21 protein-coding genes are annotated in these 20,678 nt (G+C 33.5%); 11 read left to right on the top strand and 10 right to left on the bottom strand.

Translation table 11 applies throughout. The features are described 5' to 3' along the window. The first annotated feature begins 3 nt into the window (after positions 1-3). Together yihA and LNP81_RS09850 are read left to right on the top strand one after the other, a co-directional pair. Positions 4-624, top strand: coding sequence for a ribosome biogenesis GTP-binding protein YihA/YsxC (yihA, locus tag LNP81_RS09855; RefSeq protein ID WP_230035402.1), 621 nt, complete (start codon positions 4-6; stop codon positions 622-624). Positions 625-800: 176 nt separating this feature from the next. After that, positions 801-1,430 (top strand): hypothetical protein, encoded by a 630-nt coding sequence (locus LNP81_RS09850; RefSeq protein ID WP_230035400.1) that lies wholly within the window; start codon positions 801-803, stop codon positions 1,428-1,430. 95 nt (positions 1,431-1,525) lie between these two features. Here LNP81_RS09850 and gldC read toward each other — a convergent pair whose 3' ends face one another. Then, a complete protein-coding gene (gene gldC / locus LNP81_RS09845) occupies positions 1,526-1,861 on the bottom strand; it encodes a gliding motility protein GldC (RefSeq protein ID WP_065452158.1) in 336 nt (111 codons plus the stop codon). After that, positions 1,861-2,820, bottom strand: coding sequence for a gliding motility lipoprotein GldB (gldB, locus tag LNP81_RS09840; protein ID WP_230035398.1), 960 nt, complete (start codon positions 2,818-2,820; stop codon positions 1,861-1,863). Before gldB ends, gldC begins: the two co-directional genes overlap by 1 nt. A 99-nt stretch (positions 2,821-2,919) precedes the next feature. On the opposite strand from gldB, the gene nadE reads away from it, so the two are divergent. Both nadE and LNP81_RS09830 read left to right on the top strand, forming a co-directional pair. Then, positions 2,920-3,726, top strand: coding sequence for an NAD(+) synthase (nadE, locus tag LNP81_RS09835; protein WP_230035397.1), 807 nt, complete (start codon positions 2,920-2,922; stop codon positions 3,724-3,726). A 93-nt stretch (positions 3,727-3,819) separates the two neighbouring features. Continuing rightward, positions 3,820-4,449 (top strand): response regulator transcription factor, encoded by a 630-nt coding sequence (locus LNP81_RS09830; RefSeq protein ID WP_026730588.1) that lies wholly within the window; start codon positions 3,820-3,822, stop codon positions 4,447-4,449. Here LNP81_RS09830 and dnaG read toward each other — a convergent pair. The 8 genes from dnaG to rlmN all read right to left on the bottom strand — a co-directional run bounded on the left by dnaG (position 4,446) and on the right by rlmN (position 14,528). After that, complete coding sequence (gene dnaG, locus LNP81_RS09825; protein WP_230035396.1) at positions 4,446-6,512, bottom strand: DNA primase; 2,067 nt, start codon at positions 6,510-6,512, stop codon at positions 4,446-4,448. The two genes, LNP81_RS09830 and dnaG, sit on opposite strands and share 4 nt — an antisense overlap. A gap of 127 nt (positions 6,513-6,639) precedes the next feature. Then, the gene (locus tag LNP81_RS09820; protein WP_230035395.1) at positions 6,640-7,683 is read right to left on the bottom strand and encodes a hypothetical protein; all 1,044 of its coding nucleotides are present in this window, start codon (positions 7,681-7,683) and stop codon (positions 6,640-6,642) included. Between the two features lie 357 nt (positions 7,684-8,040). After that, positions 8,041-8,781, bottom strand: a complete 741-nt coding sequence (locus LNP81_RS09815; RefSeq protein WP_230035394.1) for a hypothetical protein — start codon at positions 8,779-8,781, stop codon at positions 8,041-8,043. Next, positions 8,768-9,328, bottom strand: coding sequence for an RNA polymerase sigma factor (locus LNP81_RS09810; protein ID WP_230035393.1), 561 nt, complete (start codon positions 9,326-9,328; stop codon positions 8,768-8,770). The genes LNP81_RS09815 and LNP81_RS09810 overlap by 14 nt, the downstream gene beginning before the upstream one ends. A 320-nt stretch (positions 9,329-9,648) precedes the next feature. Next, positions 9,649-11,571 carry a DUF2207 domain-containing protein gene (locus LNP81_RS09805; protein WP_230035392.1) on the bottom strand — a complete coding sequence of 641 codons (1,923 nt, stop codon included), beginning with the start codon at positions 11,569-11,571 and terminating at the stop codon, positions 9,649-9,651. 12 nt (positions 11,572-11,583) lie between these two features. Next, positions 11,584-12,138, bottom strand: coding sequence for a LemA family protein (locus tag LNP81_RS09800; protein ID WP_230035391.1), 555 nt, complete (start codon positions 12,136-12,138; stop codon positions 11,584-11,586). A 60-nt stretch (positions 12,139-12,198) separates the two neighbouring features. Continuing rightward, positions 12,199-13,176: a polyprenyl synthetase family protein gene (locus LNP81_RS09795; protein ID WP_230035390.1), complete on the bottom strand. Its 978-nt coding sequence runs from the start codon at positions 13,174-13,176 to the stop codon at positions 12,199-12,201. 302 nt (positions 13,177-13,478) lie between these two features. Beyond that, the gene (rlmN, locus tag LNP81_RS09790; RefSeq protein WP_121322813.1) at positions 13,479-14,528 is read right to left on the bottom strand and encodes a dual-specificity RNA methyltransferase RlmN; all 1,050 of its coding nucleotides are present in this window, start codon (positions 14,526-14,528) and stop codon (positions 13,479-13,481) included. 319 nt (positions 14,529-14,847) lie between these two features. On the opposite strand from rlmN, the gene LNP81_RS09785 reads away from it, so the two are divergent. The 7 genes from LNP81_RS09785 (at position 14,848) to LNP81_RS09755 (ending at position 20,575) form a co-directional block, all read left to right on the top strand. Continuing rightward, positions 14,848-15,414: a YceI family protein gene (locus tag LNP81_RS09785; RefSeq protein ID WP_230035389.1), complete on the top strand. Its 567-nt coding sequence runs from the start codon at positions 14,848-14,850 to the stop codon at positions 15,412-15,414. Between the two features lie 296 nt (positions 15,415-15,710). Next, complete coding sequence (locus tag LNP81_RS09780; RefSeq protein ID WP_230035388.1) at positions 15,711-16,280, top strand: YceI family protein; 570 nt, start codon at positions 15,711-15,713, stop codon at positions 16,278-16,280. A gap of 5 nt (positions 16,281-16,285) precedes the next feature. Continuing rightward, positions 16,286-17,671: a hypothetical protein gene (locus LNP81_RS09775; RefSeq protein WP_230035387.1), complete on the top strand. Its 1,386-nt coding sequence runs from the start codon at positions 16,286-16,288 to the stop codon at positions 17,669-17,671. Between the two features lie 5 nt (positions 17,672-17,676). Next, entirely contained in the window at positions 17,677-18,228 is a 552-nt protein-coding gene (locus LNP81_RS09770; protein ID WP_230035386.1) for a hypothetical protein, read from the top strand. A 257-nt stretch (positions 18,229-18,485) separates the two neighbouring features. Then, positions 18,486-18,881, top strand: a complete 396-nt coding sequence (locus LNP81_RS09765) for a hypothetical protein (protein ID WP_230035385.1) — start codon at positions 18,486-18,488, stop codon at positions 18,879-18,881. A 113-nt stretch (positions 18,882-18,994) separates the two neighbouring features. Continuing rightward, positions 18,995-19,636 carry an O-methyltransferase gene (locus LNP81_RS09760; RefSeq protein ID WP_121322807.1) on the top strand — a complete coding sequence of 214 codons (642 nt, stop codon included), beginning with the start codon at positions 18,995-18,997 and terminating at the stop codon, positions 19,634-19,636. Positions 19,637-19,849: 213 nt separating this feature from the next. Then, positions 19,850-20,575 (top strand): phytanoyl-CoA dioxygenase family protein, encoded by a 726-nt coding sequence (locus LNP81_RS09755; RefSeq protein WP_428979516.1) that lies wholly within the window; start codon positions 19,850-19,852, stop codon positions 20,573-20,575. Positions 20,576-20,678: the final 103 nt, after the last annotated feature.

The following is a 20,678-nucleotide window of genomic DNA, read 5'->3' as shown; positions in this document are numbered from 1 at the left end:
AACATGAAAATTAATACCGCCGAATTTATTATCAGTAATTCTGAAGTTGCAAAATGTCCGCAGGATTTTTTGCCGGAATATGCTTTTATCGGAAGATCAAACGTTGGGAAATCTTCTTTGATCAATATGCTTACCAATCATAAAAATTTAGCAAAAACTTCAGGAAGGCCAGGAAAAACCCAATTGATTAATCACTTTAAGATTAACAATAATTGGTTCCTTGTCGATTTACCTGGTTATGGTTATGCTAAAGTATCAAAAAAGACAAAATCAGTTTTTCAACAATTCATTACAGATTATTTTGAAACCAGAGAACAATTAGTTTGTGCTTTTGTTTTGATTGATATTCGCCATGAAGCACAAGCAATCGACATTGAATTTATGTCGTATATGGGCGAAAGCGAAATTCCGTTTTGCATTATTTTCACCAAAGCTGACAAAATCAGTAAAGTAAAAATCGATTCGCACGTTGCAGCATACAAAAAGCAAATGTTTGCTAATAACTGGGAAGAGATGCCACATTATTTTGTGACTTCTGCAACAGAACAAACAGGAAAAGATGATGTTTTAAGTTATATTGATGAAGTAAATCAGGAAGTATTTAAAAACAACTCACAGTTTTAAAAAATAAATTCCAACAAGAAAAGGAATCTTTTAAAAAATAAAAAAAATCCCAAATTCCAATTTAAAACTGGAATTTGGGATTTTTTATTTGTAGTCAAAATCTTCAAGGATATTTTACAACAAATTAAAACACAACGCATTTTATATTACATTTGAAACGAATCAATTTGTAATTTATGAAAAATACCACGCTCCTTGTTTTCTTTTTTATCTTTATTTCTTTTTCCTCTTGCACCACAGCATCCTATACATTTGCTACAGGACAGCGAACCGGAGTTGATTTTACATCTGGAAAATGGCTCTTAAACGAATTAGATTGTCCGAACGGCTCTAAAGACAAACTAACCGAAGAGTGCTTAAAATATTTTAAAAAATACACAGGAGACCGATTATCATATATTCATGATGTTAAAGGCTTACTGGTTCCCCGAAAAATTAACTTAAATCCGGGTAAAACAAAACTGAAGGAGCTCAAAGACGGAACTGGTTTTGATTTCTTTATTAATATTTCTACCCAAAAAAACAAAAGCGACTTTTCTTCTCTCGAACTTTATCAGCAAGCTAACGATGCAGGAAAAAATGAAGCCTCTGTAATTGTAGAGATTTACGATTTAAATTTACAGCAGATTATTTACTCTCAAAATGTAATAGGCACTACTTCAAAAGTAAACGCTCCATCTGACCATAATACTCAAAGCTCCGGTAAACTTAAAGACAATATTATGCTTTACAAAAATGCAAATCAATTAATAGAAGGAGCTTTAAAACGAATATTTAAAGATTTAGACAAAAGATCTGTTAAGTAAAATAAATTCCAAAAAATAAAAAATCCCAAATTCCAATTGTAAGGTTGGAATTTGGGATTTTATTTTTGGAATTTCCTTTCTGTATTGGAATTTATTTATTTCGCAAGTTCCAGTTTTTCTGCAAAATAATCACAAAAATCTTTCATCGTATCTGACATTTTCTCGTCGTCTGTAGCACGCTTAAAAGTATCTGACATCGCTACTAATGTTTGGTGAAAAAAGATTTTCATTTCATCAACCGGCATATCTTTTGTCCAAAGATCAATACGCATTGTTTCTTTGGCTTTACTGTCCCAAATAGATAACATTATAGCTTTTGCTTCTTCTGCCTGCACACCACCATCTTGCGCACTCCATGTTAATTTTTCAGGAACACGGTTTTCATCTAATTCTATATTGAATTTAATTTCTGAGTTTATTGTATCTGACATTATTTCTTAGGTTTATATTTTGACTGTTCAAAAATTTCTTTTGCGTTTGTTTTTAATAATTCCGGCAAGGTAACATTAGTATTATTCTTCATATAAGAACGTACCATTTGCCATCCGAGCCATGCACCAATTCGTCCAGGAGAATCATTATCTATTTCTAAATAAAATTTAGAAAACGGAGCAGGCGCAATAAATCGGGTATTTAATTTTGGATCTTCACTGAACAACAGTTCGCTTTCGATAAAAAAGCGCCACATATACGCTTCATTTTCCTGACTCCATTTTATTTGTTCCGGCGTATAGCCAATTTTTTCAGCATCTGTATATTCAGGTAAAAGCAAATCTTTTGCATACAATTGCTTTCCTTCGAAAATCATTTGCGAAACTAAATTTTTATCAGGAAAGGCAGGAATGTTTCTAAAAGCAAAACTAGAAACTACATCCGGCATGATTTGTTTTTCCTCAAAATTCTGTTTTAGATAGTTTGGAAATTCATAGAACTTATGCTCTTTACCTAAATAGAGTTCTAAAGCAACAATTACAAGACTATCAGCATAAATCGCTTTAGCGTTATAATCCATTTCTCCAATTACGGTAATTACTTTAGGAGTTTTAGTTTTTGGAAAATAGTATTTTACATGCTGAAACAGCTTATTAAATTCCTGACGAACAGGTTCAAAATTGGCGTATTTTTTTTGCACTTCAGTATATACTTCTTTCCATAAAGGATCCTGCATTTTTTTAAGCCAGATAGTATCATCATTACCTGCCGGAAAAAAGAAAGGGTACTGTTTTTTTACTTTCTCCAAATCTTCCGGTTTCGTTTCAAAAAACACCTTATCAAAACGTTCTACCTTTATATCAACCGGGATTTCTTCGACTGCTTTTTCTACTTTGGTTTTTTGCTCACAGGACAAAAAAAACAAGCACAGAACCACTACAAAGCGATAAATTTTCATTTTATTTTAATTAGATTTGTGTTGCTGGATTTTAAGTAAATGTATACTTAAAAATAATTCTGCAAATATACATCCCTGTATCTTAAAACTTGAACTATTATGGCTAAAAAAAGTACCATTCAGACAGAAAAAGTAAATATCCACATTGTAGAGTGGCTAAAAAATTATGCTAACAATGCAAAAGCAAACGGATTTGTAATTGGAATTTCAGGCGGAGTTGACTCTGCGGTAACTTCTACCCTATGTGCTCAGACGGGTTTACAGGTTTTATGTGTAGAAATGCCAATTCACCAGGCGCCAAATCAAGTTTTAAGAGGAAGAGAACATATTGAGCAACTAAAAAAGCGTTTTCCGAACGTTTTGGATGTAAAAACTGACTTAACTGACACTTTTGAAGCTTTTAAGACTGCTGTGCCTACTACAAAAGATTCAACAAAAGTTAATTTATCGTTAGCAAACACTCGTGCACGCCTGAGAATGACCTCTTTATATTATTTAGCCGGCATTCATGGGCTTTTAGTAGCAGGGACTGGAAACAAAGTAGAAGATTTTGGTGTAGGATTTTATACTAAATATGGAGACGGCGGAGTCGATTTAAGTCCAATTGCCGACTTAATGAAGTCGGATGTTTATGCTCTTGGTGAATTTTTAACGATTCCGGAGTCAATTTTAACAGCTGCACCAACAGATGGATTATTTGGTGACAATCGTACCGATGAAGACCAATTGGGCGCAAGTTACGATGAACTTGAATGGGCGATGTTGGCCGCGGAGTCAGGAAAAACGCCAGCTGACTTCATTGGGAGAGAAAAATCTGTCTTTGAAATTTATAAACGTTTAAACACCAGCAACAAGCATAAAATGGATCCAATTCCGGTTTGTATAATACCAAAAACGTTAAAATAAAACATTTTAACATTTGTCTGCAATTAATTACAGAATTTATTTATTAATTTTACAGTTCCAAAAACATGAACAATTCTAAAAAAGGTAAAAATTATGATTAAAGTATGTCTTGCAGACAATCATCCTGTGACTCACTTTGGCGTTAAGTCTTATTTTAAAGACCACGATCAAATTTCAATTGTTGCCAACGTAGGCAATTTTTCAATGGTTAGAGATATTCTTCAGACGAAGGAGATTGACATCCTAATTCTAGATCTGGAATTAGAAGGTCTTTCAAGCATCTTCGAAGTAAAATCTATCCTGAAAAACTTCCCAAAAACAAAAATTGTAATTTTTAGTGACCTCGCTGAACAAATGTATGCTCCAAATGCAATCAAAGCAGGAGTTTCCGGGTATGTGCACAAAACAGAAAAACTTGAAACTTTAGGTCTTTCTATTATTAAAGTACACGAAGGAAAAATTATCATCAATGAAACTGTACGTAAAAACATGGCCCTTATTGCTAAACAAAGCAAAAGCGAGCGTTTGTACAGAAAACTTTCAAATCGTGAGATTGAAGTTTTACGTTACTTAAGTGATGGTAAGAAAAACAATGAAATCTCTAAAATCTTAAACCTGAACGAAAAAACGATCAGTACTTACAAATTAAGATTATTGACTAAATTAAATGTTACTAATTTAGTTGACTTAGTTAACAAAGCGAAGACTTTAGAAATTATTTAATGGTACCTCGACATTACTCTTCCTAGTTTTTTCGAGAACGCATTAACTAATTTTGAGTAATCGACAACCATAGACAAAAGCTCTGTATTATCTGAATTATCAGGTTTTATAGAGCTTTTTAATTCTTCGATGATTTTACCCACCAAAAACCAACGCATAGACATAATAGTTTCTGTAACGTATTGTGCAATCGTTTCGTGTTTCATTTTCGAAAAAATGTTCTGTCCTTCCCAATCATGAAGCGTCAGTCGCTCATCTTCCATTAAAATATCGGTAACTTCCTGAGCAAAATCAGGCTGCAAACGCATTAAATATTGTTCGAGACTAAATTTTTCATGTTGGTTATAAAATCCAATTAAGTCTGTAAAAATATCTCGGAACAAATTATTAGAAAGCTCTACCTCATCTTCCTGCAAACTCAAATAAATACGCTGGTACACTTTGTAAGCTCTCATTTCAGAAACCATTACAACTTCACCTTCGTCGTTATTTTTTAAAAGCACATCTTCAAATTCTTCTGTTTTATCTCCGTAAAGCAATAAAATCTCAATTACTTTTCGTTCTAAACGATATAGAATATCTACTTTTTCTGCAGGTTCTGATACTGGATATCCAGGCTCTCCCGGATAATAATCTTCCGGAGGCCCATTTCTTGGATCTTCAGGATCTCCTCCTGAAAAACTGCCTTGGTTTGGAGTTTGGTTTCTAAAAACTTCAAAAGGTTTTTGTTCCTGCTTTTGTTTTTTACTAGCCTCTGTAAGATCTTTTTGAATTAGCTGAGCCAAAGTACTCACCAATACCTGCTCAGAAATATCCATGATTCTGGCACATTCCTGAGTATAAATTTCACGCTGAATACGATCCGGAATTTTCGAAATACTCACGACCATATCGCGAATTAAATCGGCTTTTTTTATAGGATCGTTTTTAGCCTCTTTCATTAAGAGTGAGGCTTTAAACTGTATAAAATCTTTACTATTTTCTTCTAAATAAGCAACAAGATCATCATGCGAAGTTTTTCGTGCAAAACTGTCAGGATCTTCTCCGTCAGGAAAAGCACAAACCCTTACGTTCATTCCTTCTTCAAGAATCAAATCGATTCCTCGAACAGAGGCACGTAATCCTGCAGCATCTCCGTCAAACAGCACTGTAATATTTCTTGTTAACCTATTGATCAAACGAATCTGATCCGGCGTTAAAGCGGTTCCTGATGAAGCCACAACGTTTTCGATCCCTGCCTGATTAAACTGAATCACATCAGTATAACCTTCAACCAGATAACAATTGTTTTGTTTGGCTATCGATTGTTTGGCCTGAAAAATACCATAAAGCACTTTACTTTTATGGTAAATATCACTTTCGGGCGAGTTCAGGTACTTCGCTGCTTTTTTATCATTGGTTAAAATACGTCCTCCAAAACCTAAAACACGTCCGGACATACTTTCTATCGGGAACATGACACGACCTTTGAAACGGTCAAACGGACGGTCTTCTCTTGCAATGGTCAAACCGGTGCTTTCCAGAAATTCGAGTTTATATCCTTTACCTAATGCTTCTTTGGTCAACGCATCCCAGGTTTCCGGTGAATATCCTAAACTAAACTTTTTGATGGTTTCATTGGTAAAACCTCTTTCTTTAAAATAAGAAAGTCCAATTGCTTTTCCTTCTTCTGAATTTAAAAGTGTTTTATTAAAATAGTCTTTTGCAAATTCAGAAACCAGGTACATACTTTCTCGAACATCCGTCATTGCTTTTTCAGCATCTGTTTGTTCTGTTTCTTCAATTTCAATATTGTATTTTCTGGCCAAGTATCGAATGGCTTCCGGATAGGTAAATTGGGAATGCTCCATCAAAAACTTGACAGAATTCCCTCCTTTTCCTGTACTAAAATCTTTCCAGATTCCTTTTGCAGGCGAAACCATGAACGACGGAGAGCGCTCATCTGAAAACGGACTTAATCCTTTGTAATTACTCCCGGCACGTTTTAAATTAACATAATCACCAATAACCTCCTCTACACGAGCAGTTTCAAAAACAGAATCAATAGTAGCTTGTGAAATCAAAACGTAAAATATTTTTAAAAATTTGAAGTCTGTAAAAGTACACAAATGAATCTTGAAATTTGGCGATTTAACATAAAAAAAGCACCTCTTTCGAAGTGCTTTTCTACTAACTAATTAAACTGCATTCTTAATTTAAATCAACTCTTATACCTAGTGAAATATTATTTTCTTTAACTAAATTATCCTGAAACAGCGGATTTAAATCGTACTTGGCATACAAACTAAATTCTCTGTAACCGATATAAGAACTCAATCCGTAAATAAAATTATTTACATTATAATCTCCTTTGATTGTTGTTTTATAATCTAAATCATCCTGATCAAATTTTAGGATTTGTTTCGATTTTACATTAATTCCTGCATAACCTCCAATCCCAAAACGGAAACTTCTATGAGTTCTAAAATAGGTTTTGCCATTACTTATCTGAGGTTTTGTAAAATCGAATTCTAAATGTAAAGGCAACACGATATAAACATTTCTAAAACGGGATTCATCAAGATTTATAGGATTGGTTTGCAATTCAGTCTGATCTCCATTTACTGCAAAACTCCTGTTGTCTGTTGGGCGAATGTTATTGTACATTAACGAAAGTCCATATTTGGCATGTAGTAAATTGTCGTTTTTCATTAATCTTGAATTATAAGTAAAACCCCATTCATAGAAATGCGAACCCATAAAACTATAATTAGAATCCTGAAGTTTGCCATCGACCATCATATTATTCAATCCCATTGCAAATACAAATTGAGAGGTCGTTCTTTTTTCTCCATGAATTGAATCTTTAGACTTATCCCTATCTCTGTCTCTTACATGAAATACAATACTATATTTTTTGCTTAATGAATCTTCTTTGATTTTTCCGTCAACTTTTTGCTGAACCAAATCATTAAGTTCATTTTGTGCCTCTGTTACTTTTTCCTCGATAATTGTAGCTCTGGCTTCTGCTAATTCTTTTTTGCGTTTGTCTGCTTGTTCCTGGGTAATTTTCCCTTCAGACAATTGCACGTTTATAACTTCTACTTCTTCTTTCAAAGCTGCTTTTTCTTCTTTGGTAATCTTCTCGATTTTATTCGCAATTTTTTTTGCTTTAGATTCAAAGGTTTCCTGCCCGAGTACCTTACTAACAAATAAGAAAATAAGGACAACGAGATAAAGTGTAAAATTTTTCATGATTGATTGATTTTTAAAATTGATTGTGATTGATGATGATTATTTAATTATTAATTGTGAATTGTAAATTCCAGATTCTATCTCCATCGGGTTAATCCCGAAGCCTCGGGACGACGCTACAATATGGATCGTTCCTCCAGAACTAAAAATCTATACTCTGTATTCTTTATTCTGTATCCATCGGGTTAAAACCCGACGCTACAATATGGATCGTTCCTCCGGAACTAAAAATCTATACTCGGTATTCTTTATTCTGTCTCCATCGGGTTAAAACCCGACACTACAATATGGATCGTTCCTCCGGAACTAAATCTATACTCTGTATTCTTTATTCTATAATCTTTATTCTATAATCTCTTACTCTTGTTGATTTCGATTCGCCAAAGCCACTTTTACCGTTTGGTAGTTTTTATTGACTTTTGTAATCATTTTTTCTCTAAACGAAAGCTCTAATTCGCCATCGACCTGATGGAGTAAATCATTAGCATTGATTTTTACTTTTGATTTTGGTTTTACCGAATTCTCCGCTACAACAGTTTTTTCGGCCGATTGTAATAATTGATCTACTGTTTCTTTTTTAGAAGTTTCAACAGCTAATGATTGATTATTTACAGATTTTTTTTCTTGATTGTTTTTGATGATGATTGAAGACTCCGCTACTTGATTTGATTTGTTTTTAAGGGTTTTAATTGGTTCTACATTACGATTTTTTTCTTCTTTTACTAAATTCTGATTTGTTGCTTTTTCTGAAACTGCAACTTCTGTCTTTACCGGACTTATTACCTTTAAAGCTGGCTTTACAACAGAATCTTTCTCTAAATTTTCTTTGACAACCACAGTGTTTTCCGGTGTTTTAACGACACTTTTTTCCTGATTAAAAAAGAATGTTCCCACTAATAAAAAACCAACAATACTCGCGGCGATGTACAACCATCTTTTTTTAGAAGTTTGTAGTGAGCGAAGTCCAACTGTAGGCTGTTTCTTTTCTTCAGCAACACTAAGCATCGCATCTAATCGATCCCAGGCTTTGTCGCTTGGTTCAATTTTACGTTGGTTTAGTTTTTCACGGAAATCCTTTTCAAAATTATTCGGTTCCATTATCTTGTTTTTTTAAAATATTAATCTGTGTTTGCAGCATCTTTCTGGCGTGCGATAATTGCGATTTTGATGTTCCCTCATTAATCCCTAACATCTTTGCAATTTCATTGTGTTTGTATCCTTCGATGGCGTATAAATTGAAAACCATTTTATATCCGTCCGGTAAAGCATCTATTAAAAACTGAATCTGATCTATTGAAAACTGACTATCGGTTGCATTAAAACTTTCTTCGACATAAATTTCATCTTCAACAAATTTTACTTTTTTCTGAACTCTTAAATACGATATACATTCGTTAACCATGATTCGGCGAATCCAGCCTTCAAAACTTCCTTTATTTTCGAATTTGTTTAAATTGGTAAACACTTTCATAAAAGCCGTTATCATTACATCTTCTGCCAGTTGAATGTCTTTTATATACTGTCGGCAAACACTTAGCATTTTCGAGGAAAACCGACTATAAATTTGCTGTTGTGCTTGTCGATTATTTTCGACAGCCAACTTTATAATTTCGGTTTCTTCCTGATGTAAATGAATAATTTTCATTTATAAGCTTTTGTTTTTTTGGTTTAGTAATGATCTTCTATTAGCATAGACGAGTTAAGTTTTAAAATGGTTGCACGTGGTATAAAAATTTCAATAAAAAAAATCCAAATTCCAAAACAACAAAAACAATAAACTGATTTTCAAAATATTACAATCAACTATCTAATTAACGAATTTTCTAATTATCTCATTATTTTCTTCACTCAGGCAAGATAATCTAAATCAGACCCAATCGAAAATAAAAAAACCTTGTACTATTATAAATAATACAAGGTTTTCTCAATACAATATTTTTTAAAACGGTTGTTGGTTTCTGATTTCTACCAACCACCGCCTCCACCGCCTCCACCTCCGCCTCCGGAGCTTCCGCCACCTGAACTTCCGCTGCTCCAGCTTCCACTGCTTCCGCTGGAACTAGATGAAGAACCTGATGATGATGAAGAAGGAGGACTAGGATCAACTGCTGCACTGCTCACAGAATTTCCAAAGCTGGACAGGAACATTGCAGGTTGCATGTAGAACGTATCTTGGCCCTGATACCACGCAGGATCATATTTGGCTAATTCTAAAATTTCTGCGAATTGTTTTCCCCACTCTATTTCGACTCCCAATGCAATAGCATACGGAAATAATTTTTCGAACAATTGCGGAGTCAGTTCAGGAGGATTCAACATATTCATTCTATCTTTCTCTGCCGTTTGCATATAATGTTTAAAACCTTCTAATCTATGCAATGCGTCAGCGCCTTTTTGTGTAAACTTCCCTAAAGTTCTTGCATAAAAAATATACATTAGGAAAACAACGCCAATAACAACCATTTGTATAGTGCTTAAAAAAGCAATCGACACAAAAAATATGAAAAGCGCCGCTGGCAAAATAAAGAAAGCGAGAACACCTCTTAAAACAAGCATACCAACACCAATCTCTTTTTTTGTAAACCAATAAGTCAGCCCTGAAACTGCAACAATTAGTCCCAAATAAAAACCATAATTAATATATCCTTTATTATTAGATAGCAACTGATAAGCAAGTCCTGCAATTAGAAAAATCGCAAAACCAAGCCATTTCTTTTGGGTATTGTTTTGGTAAAACTCTTCCAGGTTCACTTGTTTTGTTACCGTTTTAAGCCATTTGGAATAGGCTTTTTCAAAAATTTTATAATTAGAGTCGGATACTTTTATTTTATCCTTTTTTGTAAAACCGCTTACTATATCTGATTCTTCTGTACTTAATTTTTGTGATAAATTATTTAAAACTTCGATCTCATAGGTTTGTTTGTTTTTAAAAACTCCATTTTCAACCGTAGATAAAATTCTAATGGCACCTTTTACAGAAGCATTTATAACAGAGGACATATAGGTTTTGCGCGTAATTTTTCTGTCGTATACATATCCAATAATCGCAGGAGACCAATCGAAAGGCGGCATAAATTCAGGCATCAATGTTTTCTTAACGGGGTCTTTACCGTATTTCTTCCAGCTAAAAAAGAAGAAAAGTGACATTCCTATTCCGTAAATAACAGACCATAAATTTATTTTTATTTGCTTATAAAATGAGCTTGCTTCCTGCAAAAAAGTAGGAGGATCAACAATTCCTTTCGCAAATGATGCAGCAACCGTTAAGCCTTCGTAGTTATTAAGCTGTATAGTAGCAAAACTGGCAATTGTACGATTGGTATTTAAGGAACTTATACAATCTGAAGCTTTAGATCCTGCGGCACCGGTATAACAGTGTAAATTTTCGAATACATTATTTTCTGACGGAAGAGAAATTTCGCAGGTTGCTTTATCTATAGGTAAGTTCCATCCATTTCCGGTTACATTCCAATACAGTTCATCGTATTTATCAAAATATCCTACCTGAAAAGGAACGGTATAACTAATTTGATAGTCGTAAATTCCACGTTCCAGATCGATGTCTTTATTACCTATATAGATTTTCCAGTCACCGGATTCTTCTTTTGTGAAGTAATTTTCCTTGACACCATCTTTTTTTATGGAGTTTATAGTGTATTTCACATCGATTTGATGGCCGTCTTTATCTTGCCTGCTTAATGGCAAAACCCTTAAAAGTCCGTGCCTAAAATCATTACCTTCGGCATTTATGGTAATATTTTCGACTACATTGATGTTACCTGATTTTTCTATTTTAATTTTTACATCAAAATTTAAAATTCTTTCCTGAGCCTGGGCCTGAAAGAAAACAATAGAAAAAAGAACAAAGAATATTTTTTTTAGGAGCATATTATAATACAATTAAAACTGAACTTTAGGTGTTTCTCTTTGTTTTTCGTCTTCTATTTCAAGGAAGTTTTTCTTTGGAAAACCAAAAGAATTAGCCACAATATTACCCGGAAAAGATTCTACAGCAATATTGTAATCTCTAACAGTTGCATTATAATATCGTTTTGATCGTTCTACTTCGGTTTCGATTTCGCTCAATTCTTCCTGTAAACTCAAAAAGTTGGTATTGGCTTTTAAATCGGGATAATTTTCTGCGAGGGCAAAAATAGTTCCCACGGCATTGCCCAGTTTCTTGTCGAATTGCAATTTTTCATCTGCACTGCCAGCATTTAAGGCTTGATTACGCAGAGTTACAATATTGGCAAGTGTTTCTTTTTCGTGGGTTAAATATCCTTTAACTGTTTCAACCAAATTTGGAATTAAATCAAATCGCTTTTTTAGAATAACATCGATCCCGCTTAATGCTTCCTGAAGCATATTACGCTTAGACACAAAACTATTGTAAAGTATTATCAGGTAACCACCTAAAATAACAACCAGTGAAAGTATTACGAGTAAAATAATCATATTTCATTATTAAATTAAAGTACAATTTAACAATAAAAATATTAAGAATAGAGTATGAAATTATTTTTTTCTCTCGATTACGTAGTTTACCATTAAAGTAAGGGCATCTTTGAACTCAGAATCAGGGAAATTTTCTAATAATGAAAGTGCTTCCTGTTGAAATTGCACCATTTTATTTTCGGCGTAAGCCAAACCATTATTATTCTTTACAAAAGCAATTACTTCTTTTACGCGCTTTTTGTCTTTATTATGGTTTTTGATAGAATTTATTACCCATTTTTTTTCCTGTGGAGTACAGGTATTTAAAACATGAATCAAAGGCAAAGTCATTTTTTGCTCTTTAATATCTATTCCGGTTGGTTTACCAATAGCTTCCTCACTATAATCGAACAAGTCATCTTTGATTTGAAAAGCCATTCCGATAAGCTCTCCAAATTTTCTCATGTTTTCAACCTTTGCATCATCCTCAATTACAGATTTTGCTCCAAGAGCACAACAAGCTGCAATAAGTGTTGCGGTCTTTTTTCGGATGATTTCGTAGTAAACATCTTCTGTAATATCGAGTCTTCTTGCTTTTTCGATTTGCAGTAACTCTCCTTCGCTCATTTCACGAACGGCAACCGAAATAATTCTTAGTAAATCAAAATCGCCATTATCTATAGAAAGCAATAATCCTTTAGACAATAAATAATCTCCCACCAAAACGGCAATTTTATTTTTCCAAAGGGCGTTGATCGAGAAAAATCCACGACGACGATTACTGTCATCTACCACATCATCGTGTACCAAAGTTGCGGTATGAATAAGTTCGATTACAGAAGCACCACGGTAGGTTCTTTCGTTTACGGTACCTTCTGAAACCATTTTTGCGGTCAAAAAAACAAACATCGGACGCATTTGTTTTCCTTTTCGGTTTACTATATAATAGGTAATACGGTTCAGTAAAGCCACCTTTGAAGTCATCGATTCATGGAACTTTTTTTCAAAAAGTTCCATCTCGTTAAAGATGGGCTGTTTTATTTGAGAAGTAATATTCATTTCGATCCCAAATATACTATTTTAAATAAAAAAACGTTGTGTATTTTAGGTTAGTATATCAATAATTTATAGAATAATTAAGAAAACGCACCCAAAACATTGTCAATTTACCTGCCAATTTGAATCCATCAAATTAAAAGAAAATTGAATACCGATATATTTTCAAAAAAGATTGTCCCAAAAAATCAGCATCCTTTTTGCCCAAAAAAAGCATTAAGAACAAGAATCAATCTCGTTTTTAATGCTTTACTTATGAAATTTTCCTATGGAAAGTGTTTAACGTTGAATGATTCCTGATGGAATTACATTTCTGCTTCTTTATTGGCTAATTGTCCGCAAGCAGCATCAATATCTTTTCCGCGGCTGCGACGTACTTTTACCACAACTCCAATATTTTCTAATGCTTTTATGTAAGCCAAAATAGATTCTTCGGATGCTTGTTGGAATTCTCCATCATCTATTGGATTGTATTCAATTAGGTTTACTTTGCAGGGAACGTATTTACAAAACTTTACCAAAGCATCAATTGAAGCTTTATCATCATTGATTCCTTTCCAGACTACATATTCGTATGAAATCTTATTTTTGGTTTTTCTGTACCAATATTCTAATGCTTCTCTTAAATCTGCCAGCGGGAAGTTTTTACTAAAAGGCATAATTCGCGCACGAATTTCATCAATCGCAGAATGCAATGAAACCGCCAATTTGAATTTTACATCATCATCGGCCATTTTCTTGATCATTTTCGGAATTCCTGATGTCGAAACCATAATACGTTTTGGCGACATTCCTAAACCTTCCGGCGAGGTAATCATATCGATCGCTTTAATGACATTGTTATAATTCATTAAAGGTTCTCCCATTCCCATAAAAACGATATTTGAAAGCGGATGATTGTGATACAAACGGCTTTCTTTATCAATTGCAATCACCTGATCGTAGATTTCTCCGGCTTCCAGATTTCGCATTCTTTTTAAACGTGCAGTAGCACAAAAATTACAATCTAAACTACAACCTACCTGACTTGAAACGCAAGCTGTTGTTCTTGTATCAGTCGGGATCAAAACAGATTCAACCACAAGACCGTCATGTAAACGAACTGCGTTTTTTACGGTTCCGTCGCTGCTGCGCTGCATGGTATCAACCTTAATATGATTAATAACAAAATTATCTTCGAGCATAGAACGCGTTGTTTTTGCAACGTTTGTCATATCCTCAAAACTATGTGCTCCTTTGCTCCATAACCATTCATAGACCTGATTTCCGCGAAAAGCTTTGTCATTATTAGCGACAAAAAAATCGCGTAACTGATCTTTTGATAAGGCTCGTATGTCTTTTTTCTCAATTTGCATGGTGCAAATTTAAGTATTTGTTCATTTCTAATGGTATAAAGTACACCACAATCTTAAAAAATGATTCATTCTCAAAAAAATATCATTTTAAATAGCCTAAGATTCTACGCTTATTGTAAGTTTTTATTTCCTAAAAAACAAAATGAAAACGTTATAGCAATAAATAAGATTTTAATAAAATTTTAACAATGATTTTTATCATGTCCTCTTCTACGTATGCACAATACTTTTGATCCAAGAAATAATACCACTTATTAGTCTGTAACAAGACTAACAAATTAAAATTCCATACTTGAATGATAACCCAATGCATCATCAAATGAAAACAACTACATCCCTAAAATCAATTTTATTGACAATGTTATTTATCACATTGTCACTACACACAAATGCCCAAAAAAACTACACAGTAAATAAATCAACTTTTGAAGTTGCCGGAACTTCTACCGTACACGATTGGGTAATGAAATCTACAGAAGGAACCGGTTCTGCTAATCTAACAGTTAAGGATTCTAAACTCGCAGGCTTAAATAGCCTGACTATCACCTTACTGGCCGAAAGCCTAAAAAGCAGTAAAACAAGTATGGATAAGGTGGCCTACGAAGCCTTAAATACAGAGACAAATCAAACTATCGAATACGTCTTAAAATCTGCCGAGAAAATAAACGAAACAACCTGGAATCTAACCGGAATTTATACTATTGCCGGTGTGAGTAAAGAGTACCAAACTCAGGTTAGAGTGACTGCTGATAACGGCACTTTTACTTTACAGGGATCTAATCAAATTACTTTTGGCGATTTTGAAATGACACCTCCAAAGGCTGCTCTTGGGGTTGTTAAAACAGGAAAAGACTTAACGGTAATCTTCAATATCATTTTAAGCTAATACAATTTAGAAAATCTGGCAAAACTATTTTTTCAGAAACTCACAATTGCTCATTTTCGAATACAGCTAAAAACCTTACAAAATATGAATTTGATAAAATAAACCTTTCAATTTAAGAATGCATCAATAAAAAGAAAACGTTGTAGTTATTAAATACGTTTTTAATAAAATTTTAACAATGATATTTATCATAATATTAACTTAAATATGACTCTACATTTGATACAAGTTAAAGAATTATAAGCACTAAAAATAAAATTAACCCCCGAAATATAATATTTCAAATAACAAACATTATGAAAACAACAAGAATAAAATTATTAGCATTGGTGATTTCCTTTTTAGGAATAACCACACTTGCAACTGCTCAAAAAAGTTACACATTAGACAGTAAATCTACATTTTCAGTTGCCGGAACATCAACCTTACATGACTGGGAAATGAAATCAGCATCAGGAACAGGAACTGCGAATCTAACGATTGCAAATTCTAAGCTAACGGAGATAGAATCTTTATCGATAACTCTTGCAGCAGAAAGTGTAAAAAGTGAGAAAAAAAGTATGGACAAAGTAGCTTATGAAACTTTGAAAACGGATAAAAACAAAAACATTAAATATGTTTTGAAATCTGCAGAAAAAGTAAATGAAACTACTTGGGAACTAACAGGAACTTATACCATTGCAGGAGTTAGCAAATTGCTTAAAACAACGGTAAAAACAACTGTTACGCAAAACGGTCTAAATATGCAGGGAACAAACAAAATCACTTTTAGTGAGTTTGGAATGAAGTCTCCAACAGCAATGTTAGGTACTATTAAAACCGGACAGGATTTAACACTAAAATTTAATTTAACCTTTAATTTATAAACGCCATGAAAAAAATCTATCTATTATTTATAGTACTAGCGAGCACATTTGCTGCTAATGCACAAAAACTTAGCTTTGGAAATATGCAGAACCAGGTTCCTCGTGACCAAAGAGCTATCAATGTGTTCGACGTTAGAAAAGATACCACTGCTTACAAAGGCATCAGTGTAGACTTAGGTGGTGCATTTGCATTACAATTTCAAGCCATAAACTCGTTCAACGATCACGGAGATTATACCGGAACACCAAATGCAGGATACAGATTAAACAACCTAACAAACGATTTTAATTTACCTAATGCTAACATGACGATTGGAGCACAATTAGCAGATGGAGTACGTGTAAACTTAGATATATATCTTGCCTCTAGACACCATCATGAAACTTGGGTACAAGGTGGATATCTGCAAATTGACAAATTAGACTTCATTAAAAAAGGTTTACTTGAAGACGTTATGAAATATACGACCATCAAAATTGGTCAAATGGAAAACAACTACGGTGATGCACATTTTAGAAGAAGTAACAATGCTTATACTATAACAAACCCTTTTATTGGAAACAATATCATGGACGCTTTTACCACTGAAATGGGAGCTGAAATATACTATAACAGAAACGGTTTTATAAGTATGATTGGAGCAACAAACTCTAAATTAAATCAAAACGTACAAGAAGTTATTCCAGGACCTACTACTGCTGTTACTCCAGATCAAAACACAACTATTAGCCCTACGATTTTGGCTAAACTAGGTTGGGACAAACAAATTGATAGCGATTTAAGAATTAGACTTACCGGATCTTACTATCATACAGCAAATTCTAGTGGAAACTTATATTCTTCAGACAGAGCAGGAAGCCGTTTTTATAGCGTCATGACACATTCAGGAACAATTGGTTACCCAAGTTCAAATATTTTAGATTCTGAAAGTAATAAAGACACCGGTAGATTTAATCCTGGGTTTGGAAACTGGGCTACATCATACATGATCAACCCGTTTGTAAAATATAAAGGATTTGAATTCTTTGGTACTTTAGAATTTGCCTCTGGAGGTGATTACAAAGGAACAGATGATACTCGTAAAGTCAATCAATATGTTGGAGATTTGGTATATCGTTTTGGAAGCCACGAAAATTTATATGTGGGTGCAAGATACAACTTAGTAGATGGTAAACTAAGAAACTCTGATGCTGAAGCGGTTCAGGTAAATAGATTTGAAGCTGCTGCAGGTTGGTTTATGACTAAAAACATTCTGGCAAAACTTTCATACGTGCAACAGAATTACAAAAATTACCAACAATTTGGAAACGTAGGTGGCGTATCAATGCCAAATGATTTCTACGGAGGAAAATTTGAAGGACTAATGTTTGAAGCTACAATTTCATTCTAAAAAAAATGAAAACAAGATTTTCAATCTTAATTATGGGTTTAGCGATTTTCGCTTTCTTCGGAAGTGCTAAACCCACTTTTTTAGCAGAAGATACAACGCTGGTAATAAATAAAATTAAAATAGAAATCACCGGAGTATCTACAGTTGGCAAATACAATTGTTCGAATACGTTTTCAAAAAAAGACACTCTCTTTTTGAATTCTAACAAAAAAAATAATTTCAATACTGAAATTAAAATGTCGGATTTTGATTGTGGAAACAAAATCATGACCAAAGATTTACAAGGAACCGTAAAAGTAAAAACGTTTCCTAACAGTACTGTAACGATCACTGATGTAAAACAGTTTGGTAAAAATTACAAATGTAACCTTACTTTTTTGATCACAAACAAAACACTTAAATACAAAGATTTTATATTATACAGCTCTGATAAGAAAGTTGAAGGATCACTTAACTTAAACTTTTCTGATATTGAGTTAGAACCTCCCGTAAAAATGGCGGGATTAATAAAAGTTAGAGATGAAATCGTAGTTAACTTTAGTTTATATAAAAACTAAAAATCTAATCTATAATTTCTCTTTAAATTGTTTTCATGTCTAATTTGTTTTTTTTTTAAAGGTATCTTGTGGCGAGATACCTTTTTTATTTAAAAAAAATTGTGGTATTTTTTTTTGATCTTAATATTTGGCACGAGAATTGTCTTAGCGTCAAAAGGAAAATAATCTTACAAAGAGCTCAGTCATTTTAAATGTGTATCTTTATTTTTCAGCTTTATAACCTTTAAATTTTATCAACCTAAAAAAAATTATTCATTATGAAAAAACAAATTTTAAGCTTAGCTGTTGTCGCTTTATTAGCATTCGCTGTTCAATCTTGCGAAAAGAAGGAAAAACCAGCAGAAGATGAATTGACTCTTGGAAACAAAGTTGACACTTTAACAACAGATATTCAAGAAGTAAAAGACAGTGCGGTGATCAAAGCAGAAAATGCTGCTGCAAGTGCTAAAGAGGCTTCTCAAAATGCCGTTCAGGATGTAAAAGATGCTACTAAAAAAACAGCTAATGATGTAGAAAACGCTGCTAAAAAAACTGCTGCAGATGTAAAAGAGGCTTCTCAAAAAGCAGCTGCAAAAACCGAAGCAGCTGCAAAAGCAGCCAAAGACGGAACTGTAAAAACTGCTAAAGATGTAAATGAAGCTTTGAAAAAATAGTTTCGTTTGAATTTAAAAATCAGGACCATCCGCCAATGCGGATGGTTTTTTTATGCAAAAAAGTGAAGGGATATTTTTTGTATTTTTGCTCTTTAAACATACAAGACTACAACATGCATTTTATATCACAAGAACTAGAAGATTATATCGAACAACATTCTGAAAACGAACCAGAATTACTAGCAAAACTTAATAAAGAAACCTACCAGAAAATACTTTTACCAAGAATGTTAAGCGGACATTTTCAGGGTCGTGTATTAAGTATGTTATCTAAATTGATACGTCCGGTAAATATTCTTGAAATTGGTACTTATACCGGTTATGCTGCTTTGTGTTTGTGCGAAGGAATGCAGGAAAACGGACAATTACATACTATTGACATTAAAGAAGAACTGGTCGATTTTCAGCGCAAATATTTTGATGCATCGCCTTGGGGAAAACAAATTTTTCAGCATTTGGGAGAAGCGGTAGATATCATTCCGGATCTTGATGTAAAGTTTGATTTGGTTTTTATTGATGCCGATAAAGAAAATTACCTGAATTACTGGGAAATGATTGTTCCGAAAATGAATAAGGGCGGAATCATTTTATCTGATAATGTTTTATGGAGCGGGAAAATCCTGGAACCTGTTCACCCTAATGATGTTAGCACAAAAGTACTTTTAGAATATAACTTGCTTTTGAAAAACGATCCAAGAGTAGAGACCGTTTTATTGCCCATTCGTGATGGGTTGACGGTTAGTAGGGTGCTTTAGAAAAGGTACTAAGTTTCTGAGATGCTAAGCTGCTGAGTTTTTTAATTCTCTAAATCTCAATAGCCTCCTGCTTTAGCTGGAGGTTCAAATTTTAGACAAAGACTATGGCTTTAGCCGAAACCAACTACTAAGTCTTTTGGCTAAAGCCCTATTCTTTTTTCGTACATAATATACTCCAGCTAAAGCAGGAGTCTATTCACAAAAAATAAATGAATGATGAAACATATTGCCGAAATAAATTCCGAAGGTTTTGCAATTATTAATGATATTTATTCTGAGAACGAAATCGAAAAATTGATTTCATTAATTGAAGATGTAACCGAAAATGATTCTGAGAATGCTACTTTTAGAAAATCTCAGGATTTATTCGCTATCAGACAATTTCATAAAGAAGTTCCGGAAACTTTAGATTTTATTTTTAATGAAAATCTGAAAGAAATTATCGAATCTAATTTTGGAAGCGGCTATTTTATAACCAAATCAATTTATTTTGATAAGCCCGAAAAATCGAATTGGTTTGTGGCATATCATCAGGATTTAACCATTTCAGTCAATAAAAAAATTGAGGCTGCAAATTTTGAAAACTGGACCGTAAAACAAAACCAGTTTGCTGTTCAGCCTCCTAAAGAAATTTTAGAAGATAATTTTACAATAAGGATTCATCTTGATAAAACAACGAAAGATAATGGCGCACTAAAGGTGATCAATAACTCTCATTCTAAAGGAATTTTGAGAATTGAAAACATGGATTTCGAGAAAGAAAAAGAAACCATGTGTGAAGTAGAAAAAGGTGGCATTATGATTATGAAACCTTTATTATTTCACGCCTCAAACAAAACTACCAATAACGAAAGAAGAAGGGTTATTCATATTGAATTGAGCAAACAACAACTTCCTGAAGGTCTGGAATGGAGCGAAAAGACTATTCTTCTGAATTAAATTTCTTTTGAAAATGAGTGCCCTAGCCCAGATAGTCCCGAGGCTTCGGGAGGAAATCCTTTTATGCCGGGGTTCGGCATAAAAAATTGAAACGGATAGCTGG

This window comes from Flavobacterium piscisymbiosum (genome assembly GCF_020905295.1).
Taxonomy (GTDB): Bacteria; Bacteroidota; Bacteroidia; order Flavobacteriales; family Flavobacteriaceae; genus Flavobacterium; species Flavobacterium piscisymbiosum.
Note: the sequence above shows the minus strand (reverse complement) of the source record. Positions and strands in the feature narration are given on the sequence as shown.

What these genes read in the sequence shown, in the direction of transcription:
- yihA (WP_230035402.1), top strand. Translation starts at nt 4, where the DNA reads ATGAAAATTAATACCGCCGAATTTATTATCAGTAATTCTGAAGTTGCA.
- LNP81_RS09850 (WP_230035400.1), top strand. Translation starts at nt 801, where the DNA reads ATGAAAAATACCACGCTCCTTGTTTTCTTTTTTATCTTTATTTCTTTT.
- gldC (WP_065452158.1), bottom strand. Translation starts at nt 1,861, where the DNA reads ATGTCAGATACAATAAACTCAGAAATTAAATTCAATATAGAATTAGAT.
- gldB (WP_230035398.1), bottom strand. Translation starts at nt 2,820, where the DNA reads ATGAAAATTTATCGCTTTGTAGTGGTTCTGTGCTTGTTTTTTTTGTCC.
- nadE (WP_230035397.1), top strand. Translation starts at nt 2,920, where the DNA reads ATGGCTAAAAAAAGTACCATTCAGACAGAAAAAGTAAATATCCACATT.
- LNP81_RS09830 (WP_026730588.1), top strand. Translation starts at nt 3,820, where the DNA reads ATGATTAAAGTATGTCTTGCAGACAATCATCCTGTGACTCACTTTGGC.
- LNP81_RS09820 (WP_230035395.1), bottom strand. Translation starts at nt 7,683, where the DNA reads ATGAAAAATTTTACACTTTATCTCGTTGTCCTTATTTTCTTATTTGTT.
- LNP81_RS09815 (WP_230035394.1), bottom strand. Translation starts at nt 8,781, where the DNA reads ATGGAACCGAATAATTTTGAAAAGGATTTCCGTGAAAAACTAAACCAA.
- LNP81_RS09810 (WP_230035393.1), bottom strand. Translation starts at nt 9,328, where the DNA reads ATGAAAATTATTCATTTACATCAGGAAGAAACCGAAATTATAAAGTTG.
- LNP81_RS09805 (WP_230035392.1), bottom strand. Translation starts at nt 11,571, where the DNA reads ATGCTCCTAAAAAAAATATTCTTTGTTCTTTTTTCTATTGTTTTCTTT.
- LNP81_RS09800 (WP_230035391.1), bottom strand. Translation starts at nt 12,138, where the DNA reads ATGATTATTTTACTCGTAATACTTTCACTGGTTGTTATTTTAGGTGGT.
- LNP81_RS09795 (WP_230035390.1), bottom strand. Translation starts at nt 13,176, where the DNA reads ATGAATATTACTTCTCAAATAAAACAGCCCATCTTTAACGAGATGGAA.
- rlmN (WP_121322813.1), bottom strand. Translation starts at nt 14,528, where the DNA reads ATGCAAATTGAGAAAAAAGACATACGAGCCTTATCAAAAGATCAGTTA.
- LNP81_RS09785 (WP_230035389.1), top strand. Translation starts at nt 14,848, where the DNA reads ATGAAAACAACTACATCCCTAAAATCAATTTTATTGACAATGTTATTT.
- LNP81_RS09780 (WP_230035388.1), top strand. Translation starts at nt 15,711, where the DNA reads ATGAAAACAACAAGAATAAAATTATTAGCATTGGTGATTTCCTTTTTA.
- LNP81_RS09775 (WP_230035387.1), top strand. Translation starts at nt 16,286, where the DNA reads ATGAAAAAAATCTATCTATTATTTATAGTACTAGCGAGCACATTTGCT.
- LNP81_RS09770 (WP_230035386.1), top strand. Translation starts at nt 17,677, where the DNA reads ATGAAAACAAGATTTTCAATCTTAATTATGGGTTTAGCGATTTTCGCT.
- LNP81_RS09765 (WP_230035385.1), top strand. Translation starts at nt 18,486, where the DNA reads ATGAAAAAACAAATTTTAAGCTTAGCTGTTGTCGCTTTATTAGCATTC.
- LNP81_RS09760 (WP_121322807.1), top strand. Translation starts at nt 18,995, where the DNA reads ATGCATTTTATATCACAAGAACTAGAAGATTATATCGAACAACATTCT.
- LNP81_RS09755 (WP_428979516.1), top strand. Translation starts at nt 19,850, where the DNA reads ATGATGAAACATATTGCCGAAATAAATTCCGAAGGTTTTGCAATTATT.